Source organism: Shinella yambaruensis, assembly GCF_022899355.1.
Lineage (GTDB): Bacteria > Pseudomonadota > Alphaproteobacteria > Rhizobiales > Rhizobiaceae > Shinella > Shinella yambaruensis.
In genome coordinates, this window is the sequence record NZ_JALJCK010000011.1 from 224,649 (window position 1) to 237,455 (window position 12,807).

Sequence of the window (12,807 nt, forward strand, 5' to 3'; positions counted from 1 at the left end):
CGCCCTTCAGGGCGCGATGATGGGCTGGGCCTTGAGCTGCGAATCCGCGACCTCGGTGCCGGCGAAGAGGCTGCCGTGCTCGAACCAGGATTTCGGCGCCGGAGCGCCCCAGAGCGTCTGGCGCTGCGGGTCCTTCAGGTCCCACTTGATGGGTTCCAGGTCTGGGTCGACCGTCTGGTAGTCCGAGCAGTAGATCTCGATGCGGTGCCCGTCGGGATCGAGGATATAGAGGAAGAAGGCATTGGAAATGCCGTGGCGGCCGGGGCCGCGCTCGATATGGTCGACCCAGCCGGTCGTCGCCATCAGGTCGAGCAGGTCGATGATGTTGAGCGGCGTCGGCACCCAGAAGGCGGTGTGGTGCAGGCGGGGTCCACGGCCATTGGTGAAGGCGATGTCGTGCACGCCGCCCTTGCGATGGGTCCAGGCCGCCCAGAGCTTTCCGGTTTCTTCGTCCTCAGTATATTCCGTCACGCGGAAGCCGAGCTCGTTGTAGAAGGCGACGGAGGCATCGACATCGGGCGAGAAGCAGTTGAAGTGGTCGATGCGCAGCGGCTTGACGCCGCGATAGAGCGCATATTTCTGGTGGATCGGCGGCAGGCGGTCCATCTTCGTGTAGAATTCCAGGGGAATGCCGTGCGGATCGCGCGTGCGGAAGGTGCGGCCCTGGTAGGGGCGCTCGACCCATTCCACCGGCATGCCCTTGCCCTTGAAGAAGTGCACGGCCTTTTCGAGGTCCTCCTCGTCGAAGACCTTGAAGCCGAGGTCGCGGGCTTCCGGCTTGCCGGATTTCCGCAGCACGATGCAATGGTGGCCGCGCTCCTCCATGGCGCGCAGATAGATCGTGTCGGCGGTCTCGTCCGTCACCTGCAGGCCGAGCGTGTCGACGTAGAAGGCGCGGGACTTTGCAAGGTCGGTGACGCCGAACTCGACATGGCTGAGGCGCACGATGTTGAACGGCGGGTAGAGGTTTGGCTGGGGTACGGGCATGGGTTCCTCCTCAAGCCCGCCTCGGCAGGCGAGGACGGGCGCATTCTGGTCTTCCGGCGGTCAGCCGCCGAGTTTCGGGATGGCATGGGCGCTCGTGGCGAAGGCGATGTTCTTCGTCTCCATGTAGAAGTCGAAGGACCAGTCGCCGCCATCGCGGCCGATGCCGGAATTCTTCACGCCGCCGAAGGGCGTCGGCAGGTGGCGCACATTCTCCGAATTCACCCAGATCATGCCGGCGTCGAGACGATCGGTGAAGCGGAAGGCGCGGGTGACGTCCGCCGTCCAGAGATAGCCAGTGAGGCCGTACTGGACATCGTTGGCGAGCGCGAGCGCCTCGTCCTCGTCCTTGAAGGGGATGGCGGTCAGCACCGGCCCGAAAATCTCCTCCTGGGCGATGCGCATGCCGTTGTTCGCGCCGGTGAAGAGCGTTGGCTCGACATAGCAGCCGCCGCCCGGCCCGTCGAATTTTTCCCCGCCGGCCGCGACCGTCGCGCCCTCGGACCGGCCGATGGCGATATATTCGAGAACCTTCTTCTCATGCACCGGGTGGATGAGCGGGCCGACGACGGTTTCCGGATCGAGCGGATGGCCGACCTTGATGCGTTTCGCCTTCTCGGCGACGAGGGCGGTGAAGCGATCGTAGATGCTCTCCTCCACCAGCAGGCGGGAGGAGGAGGTGCAGCGCTCGCCGTTCAGCGAATAGATCATGAAGACGGCGGCATCCGCCGCGCGTTCGAGGTCCGCGTCGGCGAAGACGATGACCGGGTTCTTGCCGCCGAGCTCGAAATGCACGCGCTTCAGCGTGTCGGCGCCCTGTTTCATGATCATCGAGCCGGTGCGGCTTTCGCCGACGAAGCCGATGGCCTTGATGAGGGGATGTTCGGTGAGCGCCTTGCCGGCATCTTCGCCAAAGCCGTTGACGAGGTTCCACACGCCCTTGGGCAGGCCCGCGTCCTCGGCGATCTCCACGAGCAGGCGCGCCGTCAGCGGCGAGAACTCGGCCGGCTTGTGCACGATGGTGCAGCCGGCGGCGAGCGCCGGGGCGATCTTCCAGGTGGACAGCATGAAGGGCGTGTTCCACGGCGTGATAATGCCGACCGGGCCGATCGGCACGCGGGTCGTCATGTTGACCTGGCCCTCGGCGCGCAGCGTCCTGCCATCGCGGGCCTCCGGCGCGCGGTCGGCGAAGAAGCGGAAGTTCTCCGCTCCGCGCAGCGCGGCCTTGGCCATGAAGCGCAGCGACTGTCCCGTGTCCATGCATTCGACGAAGGCGATCTCCTCGGCCCGGGCCACGATGGCGTCGGCGATCTTGTGCATGAGCTTCTTGCGCGTTCCGCCCGGCATGGCGGCCCAGTCGGCGAAGGCGGTCCTGGCGGCCTTCGCCGCGCGATCGATATCGGCGGCCGTGCCCTTCGCCACCGTGGCGAGCGGCGCGAGGTCGACGGGGGAGATGGTCTCGAAGGTCGCGCCGCCCTCGGCCGGCAGGTCCTCGCCGGCGATGCGGTTGAGGACGCCCGTCTCCTTGAAGCGGGCAAGATAGGCCGCCGCCTTCGCCATGTTTTCCTGGTGTTTCGACATGAGATCTTCCTGGGAATTTCCGTTATTTGGCGCGCAGGCGCGGATGGATGGCGTTCTTCTTCCAGCTCAGCTCCGCGTCGATCTCGCGGATTTCCAGCGAAAGCGCGAAGTGCGGCGTCTCGAAGAGCGGGGCGAGGAGCCGGCTTGCGGTGGCAAACAGCGCCTCGCCGGTGCGTTTCTTCTCCTCCGCGCTGCGGCCCTTGCCGATGCGCAGGTTGAGGTCGACGAAGGCGTTTTCCGGCAGAAGGTCGGCGATAGCGTAGTGGTCGGCCCTCAGCGCCCGGACGCGCACGGCGCCGATCTCGAAAAGGCCGGTTTCCAGCATCGTTTCAAGCAGCGCCGCGCAGAGGGCGCCGAGATCCGCGCGGCCTTCCAGATTGGCCGAATATTCCACTGTCAGATGCGGCATGGTTCCTCCCGCGCACGGCATTTTTATTTAACATGTTAAATAGAAGGCCGCTTGTCAAGGGGCTATCGCCGTTCTCAGCCCCCGAAGCTGCCGGCCTGGGTCGGCACATGGACGTAGTTGCGGTCGAAATAAAGGAGCGCATGCCCGTCGCGCCGGCAACGGATGTCCACGACCTCGCCGATGAGGATGTTGTGCGTGCCCACCAGCCGGGCCTCCGTCAGCCGGCAATCGAAGGAGACGATGGCATCGGCCAGCGCCTGGTTGCCGGAGGGAAGGTCGGTCCAGGCCGCATCGGCATAGCGCGCCTCCATATCGGCCTCGCGCCCGGCGAAGGAGGCGGCGAGCGCCTTGTGCTCCTGCGTCAGTACGTTGACGCAGAAGCGGCGGTTCTCGATGAAGAGCCCGCTCTGTGCGGAACGGCTGTTCATGCAGACGAGCAGCGTCGGCGGCTCGTCGGTTACCGAGCACATGGCGGTGGCGGTGAAGCCGCCACGCCCAGCGGCGCCCTTGGTGGTGATCACGTTGACCGGGGCGCAAACCCGGGCCATCGCATTGCGGAACTCGGTCCTGGAAATGCCGGTGTCCATGGCAGCCCCCTCATTCGGCCGCGTCGCGGACGGAATCGCCGCCAAGCGGCGGCAGCCAGGTGTCGCCGGTCCAGCCGCCTTCGTCATAGTCGGCCATGCACTCGTCGACCAGCGCCTCCATCTCCTTCAGCCGCCCGCCGCGCTCGGCGCCCTTCAGCACCTGCAGGCGGACCTCTTCCGGCGCGCCGGCATAGTTCAATTCGTAGAGCGCGTGGCGGCCGCCGAATTCCGTGCCGGTCGCATCCCACAGGAGCTTCATGATCTTGATGCGCTCGACATGCCCCATGTCGTTAGAGCCGCGCACATATTGCGCGAGATAGCGGTCGATCTCCGGGTTGGAGAAGTCCTTTGCCGAGGAGGGCAGGTAGATGAGGCCGGAGGCCACCGTGCGGCGCACGATGTCGATGACCTTCGGATAGGCCTCCGACATGAAGGTGCGGTAGCAGAGCGCGGCTTCCAGGTTCGGCAGCACCGCCCCGCTCGCCCAGGGGATAGGGTTGTAGGCCATGGCGTTGGAGAAGGACCAGAACTGGTGGCGGATGGCGATCACCTCGCCGAGCATCGCCTGGTTGCCGCGGAAGGCATCGCCCCCGGTGGCGCGCAGGGCCTTTGCGAGCAGGCCGGCGAGAAAGTCCATCTTCACCGCAAGGCGCGTGCAGCCCTGGAAACAATAGCCGTGCATGAAGCCCGAGGCCGGGTGGAAGGACAGGATCTTGGCCGCGTCGCGCAGCACCAGCACGTCCTCCCAGGGCACGAAGACATTGTCGAGCACCAGGATCGCGTCGTTCTCGTCGAAGCGCGAGGAAAGCGGGTAGTCGAAGGGGTGGGCCGCTGTCGCTGCCGTCTGTTCGTAGGAGGTGCGGCAGAACATTTTTACGCCGGGTGCATTCATCGGCAGGATGAACATGACCGACAGCGACGGGTCCTCGGTGACGGTGGCCGAGCTCTGGGCGAGGAAATTGTAGTGCGTCAGCGCCGAGGAGGTGGCGACGACCTTGGCGCCCGAGACATAAATCCCGGCATCGGTCTCCTTCGTGATGTGCACGAAGACGTCCTTCACCGCGTCGGCCGGCTTGTGGCGGTCGATCGGCGGGTTGACGATGGCGTGGTTCATGAAGAGCACGCTTTCCTGCGCGCGGCTGTGCCAGGAAAGCGCATTGTCCTTGAACGGGCCGTACCAGTCGGCATTCGCCCCGAGCGTGTTCATCAGCGCCGCCTTGTAATCGGCCGTGCGGCCCATCCAGCCGTAGGACATGCGCGCCCAATCGGCGATGGCGCCCTGCTGGGCGACGAGATCGGCGGCGGAATGGGCGACGCGGAAATATTTGTGCGTGTAGCCGCCGGAACCGGTGTCAGTCGGCGATGTCAGGCGTTCCTTGCGCTTCGGGTCGTGCAGCGCATCGTACATGCGGGCGATGGAGCGGGCGGAATTGCGCATGGCCGGATGGCTGGTGACGTCGGCGATGCGTTCGCCGTTGATATAGACCTCGCGCCCGTCGCGCAGGCTTGCGAGATATTCGGCGCCGGTAAACGGCCGGGTCTTGTCGCTGCGATGGTCTTCCGCGCGCATGGGGTGCTCCTCCTTGAAAATCCTGACAAACGCTAAGTCGGGGCCGCCAGGAGCACCATGGACAAACACGGCAATTCGCTGGTACTTTTTCCGGCATGACCCTTCGCAAGGATGTTCCTGCCTTCTTCGTCTATGGCGAGCCGAGCCGCACGCTCGACGTCGGCTTCCTCCATGTCGAGACGGTGATGGAGCGGAAAAGCCTGCATTTCGGGCAGGTCGCGCCGCACAAGCATCCGCTGATGGGGCAGATCACCTACTGGTTCAAGGGCGAGGGGCGCTACCGGATCGAGGATCGGACTTGGAATTTTTCTGCTCCGGCGATCAGCTTCGTGCCGAGCAACGTCGTGCACGGCTTCGATGTCGGCGAACAGTCGGATGCCATCGTCGTCTCCATCTCGGACGACCAGCTGCGGGCGATGGCGCCGCAGGTGGATCTGGCGCTCGATGCGCCGGTGCTGCTTTCCGGCGCGGCGGATGCCCCCGGCTGGATGCGGATCGACGCGCTGCTCGCCATGGTGATGGAGGAGTATCGCGGCGGCGCGGGGGCGAGCGAGCGGGTGCTTGCCGGGCTGATCGGCGTCGTCCTCTCGCTGATGGCGCGGCTCGGCGGTCCGGGCGGCTTTGCGGCGGCCTCGCCAGCGGTCGTGCTGGGGCTGGAATTGCGCCGCGCCATCGACCGGCACTACCGGGAGGACTGGCCGGTCGGGCGCTATGTCGAGCGGCTGGCGACGACGCCGCACCTGCTCGACAAGGCGGCGCGCACGGTCTTCGGCCAGACGGTGAAGGACATGGTGCTGGAACGGCGCCTGCTGGAGGCCAAGCGCCTGCTGCGCTTCACCATTCGTCCGGTGGAGGATATCGGCCGGGAGATCGGCTTCGAGGATCCCGCCTATTTCTCGCGTTTCTTCCGCAAGCGGGCCGGCCTTTCCCCGACGGACTGGCGTGCGCGGAATGCCGAGGCGTCCGGTGCCGGCTGAGGCTGCCTGCGCCAAGGTGGTCAATCTGTCGCCGTCTTCCTGTCTCCGGGCATCTTTCCCTCATCGCGTTCGGAGGTTATCGTCATATTTCAAGAAATACAGCGATGGAGCGTTGCATGGTCCGGTTGAATGAGATCCGCGAGAACGAGGTGGCCATCACCCCGCCGGAGACCGCGGATGCGCACATCGTCTTCATCGGCCGGATTTCGACGCCCTGGACCTCGCGCATGGAAACGCCGCGCCAGGGGCGCCCCGACGGACCGGTCTGCACCATCGAGGTCTTCGAGCCCTGGGTGCAGGCCTTGAAGGGGACGGAGCGTTTCGAGCGGCTGGAGGTGCTCTACTGGCTGCATCAGTCGCGCCGCGACCTCGTGCTGCAGAGCCCGGCCTCGAATGGCGAGGTGCACGGCACCTTCTCGCTGCGCTCGCCCGTCCGGCCCAATCCGATCGGCACGTCGATCGTCGTCCTGGAGAAGATCGAGGGCAACCGGCTCTTCGTGCGCGGGCTCGACTGCCTCGACGGCACGCCGCTGATCGACCTGAAGCCGGAGCGCAGCCTGTTCAAGCCGATCGCGCCGCCGCAGAAGGGCGATTTCGCGACCGAGCCGGTGCGTATGTGCAAGAAAATCGACGAATGAAGCAATTCCAGTGAAAGTGCGAAGCGGTCTTGCGCCCGGAATTGCGCCGGCACATTCTAATCGTCGACGCCCACCATCACGTCCGATGCCTTGATCAGCGCATAGGCCTCTCGGCCGGCGGCAAGGCCGAGTTCGTTCACCGCATCGTTGGTGATGGCGGCGGTGATGATCGAGCCGCCGACATCGATGCGGACATGGGCCGTCGTCGCGCCGAGAACGACCTCGACGATCTTGCCCTTGAGGCGGTTGCGTGCGCTGATCTTCATGCGGTTCCTCCTGTTGCTGGAAGGGAAGGTAGGAGGGGCGGGCCGGATTGGTAGCCTTTGCGGTTGTTCATGCTGTTTACCGCCGGGTGAAGCGGGACGCCGCGCTCCGGTTAATTCGTATTTGAATGGACAATTCTTCTATGGCAGTGTTCGCCGTGCTTGGAGGAGGCCGCGCATGATCGTCGATACGCACCTGCATCTCATCTACCGGGACCGGCTGTCCTATCCCTGGCTTGCCGGCGTGCCGCCGCTCGATGCCGATTTCACGCAGGAGACCTATGCGCGCGAAGCGCGCCGCCTCGGCATCGTCGCGGCGCTGCATATGGAAGTGGACGTGGCGGAGGGCGATATTGCGCGCGAGACGGCCATGGTCGAGGGGCTTGCGAGAGAGGCGGGCAGCCTGCTCGTCGGCGCCATCGCCGCCTGCCGGCCGGAATCGCCGGATTTTCCGGCCTATCTCGAGACGGCCCTCGCCAATCCGTTCGTGCGCGGCTTCCGCCGCGTGCTGCATGTCGTGCCGGACGATGTCTCCGAAGGCGCGCTCTTTCGCGAGAACATAGGGCGGCTGGCGGGCACCGGCCTCAATTTCGATCTCTGCGTCCTGCCGCACCAGATCGAGAAGGCGATCGCGCTGGCGGACCTTGCGCCCGACGCCTCCTTCGTGCTCGACCATTGCGGCGTGCCCGACATCAAGGGCGGCGGCTTCGATGCCTGGAAGGGGCCGGTCGCGGAGATCGCGCGCCGGCCGAACGTCACGGTGAAGCTGTCCGGCATCCCCGCCTATGGCGCGGAAGACTGGACGCTGGAGGACCTGAAGCCCTATTTCGCCCATGTGGTGGAGCATTTCGGCTTCGAGCGCATGGTCTGGGGCAGTGACTGGCCGGTCTGCACGCTCGGCGGCGGGCTTTCCACCTGGGTCGGCGCGACGCAGGCGCTGCTGTCAGGCGTCAGCCTGGAAGACAAGCGCTGCGTGCTCTCGGAAAATGCCGGGCGGCTCTGGAAGATCACGCCGAAGGCGTGATCACCGCCAGCGTGCCGTGCGTTCTATCCATTCGCGCGTGCGCGCCTCCGGATCGGCGTTCAGCGTGATGTCGGTCACCACGGCGGCGCTGTCGGCGCCGTTTTCGAAGACGGCCGGCAGGCGATCCGGGTTGAGCCCGCCGATGGCGACGAGGGGAAGCGGCGCGATGCGCGTCTTCCAGTCCCTGAGCCGCTCGACGCCTTGCGGCGCCCATTTCATCTTCTTCAGGATCGTCGGCCAGACCGGGCCGAGCGCCACATAGTCGGGCCTTGCCGCAAGCGCGATGTCGAGCTCCGCATCGTCATGGGTGGAAAGGCCGAGCTTCATTCCGGCCGCGCGGATGGCGCCGACATCGGCGGTCGCCAGATCCTCCTGTCCGAGATGCACGTAATCGCAGCCCTCCTCGATGGCGATCTGCCAGTAGTCGTTGACGATGAGCTGGCAGCCATGTTCGGCGCAGGTGGCTTTCGCCCGGCGGATCTCGTCACGCAGGCGATAGTCCGGCGTGTTCTTCATGCGCAGCTGCACGAGTTTCACGCCGACCGGCACGAGCCGGTCGATCCAGTCGGCGCTGTCGACGATGAGGTAGAAGGGATCGAGCGTCATGAGAAGACGGCCTTTCCGATGACGGGGGTGGAGGGAACGGCCATGTCGCGCGGCTCCAGCGGCACGGCGGCATGGGCGAGGCGGCCGGCATCGATGGCGAGCGCGAAGGCCTCGGCCATCGCCGCCGGATCGCCGGCGCCGGCGACGGCGGTGTTGAGCAGCACGGCGTCATAGCCGAGTTCCATGACGCCGGCGGCGTGCGAGGGGCGACCGATGCCGGCATCGACGATCAGCGGCACGTCGGGGAAATGCGCCCGGAAGGTGCGCAGTGCCATCGGGTTCACCGGCCCCATGGCCGAGCCGATCGGCGCGCACCACGGCATCAGCACGCGGCAGCCGGCCTCGATCAGCTTTTCCGCGACGACGAGGTCGTCCGTCGTATAAGGGAAGACCTGGAAGCCTTCGCCCGTCAGGATGCGCGCCGCCTCGACGAGGCCGAAGACATCGGGCTGCAGGGTGTCGTGATGGCCGATCACCTCCAGCTTGATCCAGTCCGTGCGGAAGACCTCGCGCGCCATTTTCGCCGTCAGCACGGCCTCCTGAACGCTGTGGCAGCCGGCGGTGTTGGGCAGGACATGCACGCCGAGCGCATGGATCAGCTCGAAGAAGGCGCCGCCCGCCTTGCCGCCGGCGGTTTCGCGCCGCAGCGACACGGTGACGATCTCCGCCTTCGCGCGGCGCACGGCCTCGGCGAGGATCGCGGGGGAGGGATAGCGGGCGGTGCCGAGCAGCAGGCGGGAGCGCACCTCTTTGTCGTAGAGCTTCAGCATGTCAGCCTCCCTGCATGGGCGAGAGGATCTCGATGCGATCGCGTGCGCCGAGCGTGAAGCCGGCGCGGTCCTCGCGGTGCACCAACTCGCCGTTGACCGCCGTCGCCAGCCATTCGCCCTCATAATCGAGGGCGGAGAGGAGGTCGGCGAGCGTCGCGGCCGCGACCTCCTGTTCCTCGCCGTTGATGATGAAGGTCATGATGCCCTCCTTTCCGGTCGTGCCTGTTCTGCAAGAAGCCGCCGCGCGACCTCCGCCGCCATGGCGGGGGCCAGCAGGAAGCCGTGGCGATAGAGGCCGTTCACATGGAGCGTGCCGTCGTGCTCGCTGACGCGCGGCAGGTTGTCGGGATAGGCCGGGCGGATGCCGGCACCGGTTTCCGTGAGCCGCGCCTCGCCAAAGGCCGGGTGCAGCGTGTAGGCGGCGTTCAGCAGTTCCATGAGCGAGCGGGCGGTGATGCCGCCGCCGTCGGCGCTCTCGATCATGGTCGCGCCCACCATGAAACGGTTCCTTCCGCGCGGTACGACATAGATCGGATGGCGCGGATGCAGCAGGCGGACAGGGCGGGAGAGGTTGATCTCCGGGGTTTCCACATAGAGCATCTCGCCGCGCACGCCCCGGAGGTCCGGCAGCACGCCGATCCGGGCCGCGCCGGTGCAGTCGACCACGCGGTCGTAGCGTGCCGCATCCTGCGTGCCGTCCGCGCCGAAGAGGAAGCGCATGCGCGCCTCCTCCAGCCCGGCGGTGAGGGCCGAGAGCGCCCGTTGCGGATCGAGATGGGCCTCCTGCCGGAAGAACAGGGCCTTGGGGAAGCGGCCGGCGAGATCCGGCTCCAGCTCGGCGATGGCCGCGGCATCCAGCCATTCCCAGCCGCTCGTGCGGCGGGCGAAGCGGTCGAGCTCCCCGGCATCGCGGCCGGCGGCGACGACCAGCGTTCCCCGGCGGCTGACATGGCCGGGCACGGCCGCCTCCCACCAGTCGGCGGCCGAGCGGCCGAGCATGAGCACGGGCTCCTCCGCGCTCTCCCGCTCGCACCAGGGCGCCAGCATGCCGCCGGCAAAGCCGGAGGCCCCGAGGCCGACCTTTTCGGCGCGCTCGGTGATGGTGACGTCGAAACCGTGGCGATAGAGCTGCCAGGCGACCGTGAGGCCGGCAACGCCGGCCCCCTTGACGAGGACGCGCATGGTCATTCTCCGGCCGGGACGCCGGCAAGCGGCATGTAGAGGTCGCCGCCGTCGCGATATTTCGCCGCCATGGCCTCCAGCCCCTCCTTCTGCGCTTCGGCGCGGATATCGTGCGAGATGCGCATGGAGCAGAATTTCGGGCCGCACATGGAGCAGAAATGCGCCACCTTGTGCGCCTCCTTCGGCAGCGTCTCGTCGTGGAAGGCGCGTGCGGTCTCCGGGTCGAGCGAGAGGTTGAACTGGTCCTCCCAGCGGAACTCGAAGCGGGCGCGCGACAGCGCGTCGTCGCGTATCTTCGCCGCCGGATGGCCCTTGGCGAGGTCGGCGGCGTGGGCGGCGATCTTGTAGGTGATGACGCCGACCTTCACGTCGTCGCGGTCGGGCAGGCCGAGATGTTCCTTCGGCGTGACGTAGCAGAGCATGGCCGTGCCGAACCAGCCGATCATCGCCGCGCCGATGCCCGAGGTGATGTGGTCGTAACCGGGGGCGATGTCGGTCGTCAGCGGCCCGAGTGTATAGAAGGGAGCCTCGCCGCAGGTCCTCAGCTGCTTGTCCATGTTCTCCTTGATCTTGTGCATCGGCACATGGCCGGGGCCTTCGATCATCACCTGGCAATCCTTTGCCCAGGCGATCTGCGTCAGCTCGCCGAGCGTTTCGAGTTCGGCGAACTGCGCGGCGTCGTTGGCGTCGGCGATCGATCCGGGACGCAGCCCGTCGCCCAGCGAGAAGGAGACGTCATAGGCGCGGCAGATGTCGCAGATCTCCTCGAAATGCTCGTAGAGGAAGCTTTCCCGGTGGTGATGGAGACACCACTTGGCCATGATCGAGCCGCCGCGCGAGACGATGCCGGTGACGCGGTTGACGGTGAGCGGGATATAGGCGAGCCGCACGCCGGCATGGATGGTGAAATAGTCGACGCCCTGTTCGGCCTGCTCGATCAGCGTGTCGCGGAAGACCTCCCAGGTGAGGTCCTCGGCAATGCCGTTCACCTTCTCCAGCGCCTGGTAGAGCGGCACGGTGCCGATCGGGACCGGCGCATTGCGGATGATCCATTCGCGGATGTTGTGGATGTTGCGGCCGGTGGAAAGGTCCATGACCGTATCGCCGCCCCAGCGGATCGCCCAGACCATCTTTTCCACCTCTTCCGCCATGGAGGAGGTGACGGCGGAATTGCCGATATTGGCGTTGATCTTCACCAGGAAGTTCCGGCCGATGATCATCGGCTCGGCTTCCGGATGGTTGATGTTGGCCGGGATGATGGCCCGGCCGCTGGCGACTTCCTGGCGAACGAATTCCGGCGTGACGAAGTCGGGGATATGGGCACCGAAGCTCTCGCCGTCGCGGACAAGCGCTTGCTTTGCGGCCTTGCGGCCGAGGTTCTCGCGGATGGCGATGAATTCCATTTCCGGCGTGATGATGCCGGCGCGGGCATAGGCGAGCTGCGTCACCGCCTTGCCGTCCCTTGCCCGGCGCGGCCGGTTGCGCACGCGAAATTCCGGCGTCAGCCGTTCGCCGGTGGCAAAGCCGTTGTCTTCCGGGCGGATGTGGCGGCCTTCATAGTCCTCGGTGTCGCCGCGCGCCGCGACCCAGGCCTCGCGCAGCCGCGGCAGGCCGCTCTCGATCGAGACGACATGGGCGGGGTCGGTATAGGGGCCGGAGGCGTCGTAGACGATGACCGGCGGTTCGCCGGAGGTCGGGTGCAGCGCGATCTCGCGCATCGGCACGCGGATCTCCGGGTGCTGCTCGCCGGCTATGTGGATCTTGCGCGAGGCGGGCAGGGCGCCGGTCGTGACGGTGGGGGTGAGCTTCTGGGCGGCAATGTTCATCGTGAGGCTCCAAGTTTGCGGTTGGAGACCCAGTCCTAGAGCCGGAATGATGGAAGGACGCGTAGGCGGAATCCGGGCTGCGGATTTCGGGTTCTACAGCGCTCGCACCGTCCCTACGCCAGTATGAACTGGATCAGGTTCAACGGGTCACTGCGCTGCGAATGCCAGCAGTATCTCAGCCCCTTGTCGGGACCCCCCTGGTGAATGCCCTAAGCAAAGACGCTCGGGGATGATTTGTCAACATGGTAAAATACGTAAGTAAAATCTTACATTATATTGTGCGAAAACCACTCCTCCGTCATCCTCGGGTTTAACCCGAGGATCCTGTGTGTTTGGTCTGATGTAAGATGGTTGCGGGAAGGAGGCCGAGAGGATCCAGGCCGCCGTTTG

14 protein-coding genes and 1 riboswitch are annotated in these 12,807 nt (G+C 66.1%); of the genes, 3 read left to right on the forward strand and 11 right to left on the reverse strand.

The genetic code is table 11. The annotated features are described in order from the left end of the window. Nucleotides 1–6: 6 nt before the first annotated feature. The 5 genes from hpaD to MUU56_RS24435 all read right to left on the reverse strand — a co-directional run bounded on the left by hpaD (nt 7) and on the right by MUU56_RS24435 (nt 5,131). Nucleotides 7–987, reverse strand: a complete 981-nt coding sequence (hpaD, locus tag MUU56_RS24415) for a 3,4-dihydroxyphenylacetate 2,3-dioxygenase (RefSeq protein ID WP_244769872.1) — start codon at nt 985–987, stop codon at nt 7–9. A 60-nt stretch (nt 988–1,047) separates the two neighbouring features. Continuing rightward, nucleotides 1,048–2,565, reverse strand: coding sequence for a 5-carboxymethyl-2-hydroxymuconate semialdehyde dehydrogenase (gene hpaE, locus MUU56_RS24420; RefSeq protein ID WP_244769873.1), 1,518 nt, complete (start codon nt 2,563–2,565; stop codon nt 1,048–1,050). Nucleotides 2,566–2,587: 22 nt separating this feature from the next. After that, a complete protein-coding gene (locus MUU56_RS24425; RefSeq protein ID WP_244769874.1) occupies nt 2,588–2,974 on the reverse strand; it encodes a 5-carboxymethyl-2-hydroxymuconate Delta-isomerase in 387 nt (128 codons plus the stop codon). 74 nt (nt 2,975–3,048) lie between these two features. Beyond that, on the reverse strand, nt 3,049–3,561 hold the full coding sequence (locus MUU56_RS24430; protein WP_064331339.1) for a flavin reductase: 513 nt from the start codon (nt 3,559–3,561) through the stop codon (nt 3,049–3,051). Between the two features lie 10 nt (nt 3,562–3,571). Continuing rightward, on the reverse strand, nt 3,572–5,131 hold the full coding sequence (locus tag MUU56_RS24435; RefSeq protein WP_244769875.1) for a 4-hydroxyphenylacetate 3-hydroxylase family protein: 1,560 nt from the start codon (nt 5,129–5,131) through the stop codon (nt 3,572–3,574). Between the two features lie 95 nt (nt 5,132–5,226). Between MUU56_RS24435 and MUU56_RS24440 the strand changes: the two genes are divergently transcribed. Further along, nucleotides 5,227–6,108, forward strand: coding sequence for a helix-turn-helix domain-containing protein (locus MUU56_RS24440; protein WP_244769876.1), 882 nt, complete (start codon nt 5,227–5,229; stop codon nt 6,106–6,108). Nucleotides 6,109–6,224: 116 nt separating this feature from the next. After that, on the forward strand, nt 6,225–6,746 hold the full coding sequence (tsaA, locus tag MUU56_RS24445; protein WP_244769877.1) for a tRNA (N6-threonylcarbamoyladenosine(37)-N6)-methyltransferase TrmO: 522 nt from the start codon (nt 6,225–6,227) through the stop codon (nt 6,744–6,746). Between the two features lie 56 nt (nt 6,747–6,802). On the opposite strand, the gene MUU56_RS24450 is transcribed toward tsaA, so the two are convergent. Then, nucleotides 6,803–7,012: a TOBE domain-containing protein gene (locus tag MUU56_RS24450; protein ID WP_244769878.1), complete on the reverse strand. Its 210-nt coding sequence runs from the start codon at nt 7,010–7,012 to the stop codon at nt 6,803–6,805. A 175-nt stretch (nt 7,013–7,187) separates the two neighbouring features. On the opposite strand from MUU56_RS24450, the gene MUU56_RS24455 reads away from it, so the two are divergent. Then, a complete protein-coding gene (locus tag MUU56_RS24455) occupies nt 7,188–8,033 on the forward strand; it encodes an amidohydrolase family protein (RefSeq protein ID WP_244769879.1) in 846 nt (281 codons plus the stop codon). Here the strand turns inward: MUU56_RS24455 and MUU56_RS24460 are convergent, their stop codons facing one another. The 5 genes from MUU56_RS24460 to thiC are packed head-to-tail and all read right to left on the reverse strand — an operon-like array spanning nt 8,034 to nt 12,417. After that, a complete protein-coding gene (locus MUU56_RS24460) occupies nt 8,034–8,639 on the reverse strand; it encodes a thiamine phosphate synthase (RefSeq protein ID WP_244769880.1) in 606 nt (201 codons plus the stop codon). Continuing rightward, nucleotides 8,636–9,409 (reverse strand): thiazole synthase, encoded by a 774-nt coding sequence (locus MUU56_RS24465; protein ID WP_244769881.1) that lies wholly within the window; start codon nt 9,407–9,409, stop codon nt 8,636–8,638. Before MUU56_RS24465 ends, MUU56_RS24460 begins: the two co-directional genes overlap by 4 nt. Before the next feature lies 1 nt (nt 9,410). Next, a complete protein-coding gene (gene thiS / locus MUU56_RS24470; protein ID WP_244769882.1) occupies nt 9,411–9,608 on the reverse strand; it encodes a sulfur carrier protein ThiS in 198 nt (65 codons plus the stop codon). Next, entirely contained in the window at nt 9,605–10,591 is a 987-nt protein-coding gene (thiO, locus tag MUU56_RS24475; protein ID WP_244769883.1) for a glycine oxidase ThiO, read from the reverse strand. The genes thiS and thiO overlap by 4 nt, the downstream gene beginning before the upstream one ends. A 2-nt stretch (nt 10,592–10,593) precedes the next feature. Next, nucleotides 10,594–12,417 (reverse strand): phosphomethylpyrimidine synthase ThiC, encoded by a 1,824-nt coding sequence (thiC, locus tag MUU56_RS24480; RefSeq protein ID WP_244769884.1) that lies wholly within the window; start codon nt 12,415–12,417, stop codon nt 10,594–10,596. Nucleotides 12,418–12,509: 92 nt separating this feature from the next. Continuing rightward, a riboswitch (TPP riboswitch) is annotated at nt 12,510–12,626 on the reverse strand. Nucleotides 12,627–12,807: the final 181 nt, after the last annotated feature.

Excerpts from the sequence above, each read along its gene's own strand:
- hpaD (WP_244769872.1), bottom strand. The coding sequence starts at position 987 with ATGCCCGTACCCCAGCCAAACCTCTACCCGCCGTTCAACATCGTGCGC.
- hpaE (WP_244769873.1), bottom strand. The coding sequence starts at position 2,565 with ATGTCGAAACACCAGGAAAACATGGCGAAGGCGGCGGCCTATCTTGCC.
- MUU56_RS24425 (WP_244769874.1), bottom strand. The coding sequence starts at position 2,974 with ATGCCGCATCTGACAGTGGAATATTCGGCCAATCTGGAAGGCCGCGCG.
- MUU56_RS24430 (WP_064331339.1), bottom strand. The coding sequence starts at position 3,561 with ATGGACACCGGCATTTCCAGGACCGAGTTCCGCAATGCGATGGCCCGG.
- MUU56_RS24435 (WP_244769875.1), bottom strand. The coding sequence starts at position 5,131 with ATGCGCGCGGAAGACCATCGCAGCGACAAGACCCGGCCGTTTACCGGC.
- MUU56_RS24440 (WP_244769876.1), top strand. The coding sequence starts at position 5,227 with ATGACCCTTCGCAAGGATGTTCCTGCCTTCTTCGTCTATGGCGAGCCG.
- tsaA (WP_244769877.1), top strand. The coding sequence starts at position 6,225 with ATGGTCCGGTTGAATGAGATCCGCGAGAACGAGGTGGCCATCACCCCG.
- MUU56_RS24450 (WP_244769878.1), bottom strand. The coding sequence starts at position 7,012 with ATGAAGATCAGCGCACGCAACCGCCTCAAGGGCAAGATCGTCGAGGTC.
- MUU56_RS24455 (WP_244769879.1), top strand. The coding sequence starts at position 7,188 with ATGATCGTCGATACGCACCTGCATCTCATCTACCGGGACCGGCTGTCC.
- MUU56_RS24460 (WP_244769880.1), bottom strand. The coding sequence starts at position 8,639 with ATGACGCTCGATCCCTTCTACCTCATCGTCGACAGCGCCGACTGGATC.
- MUU56_RS24465 (WP_244769881.1), bottom strand. The coding sequence starts at position 9,409 with ATGCTGAAGCTCTACGACAAAGAGGTGCGCTCCCGCCTGCTGCTCGGC.
- thiS (WP_244769882.1), bottom strand. The coding sequence starts at position 9,608 with ATGACCTTCATCATCAACGGCGAGGAACAGGAGGTCGCGGCCGCGACG.
- thiO (WP_244769883.1), bottom strand. The coding sequence starts at position 10,591 with ATGCGCGTCCTCGTCAAGGGGGCCGGCGTTGCCGGCCTCACGGTCGCC.
- thiC (WP_244769884.1), bottom strand. The coding sequence starts at position 12,417 with ATGAACATTGCCGCCCAGAAGCTCACCCCCACCGTCACGACCGGCGCC.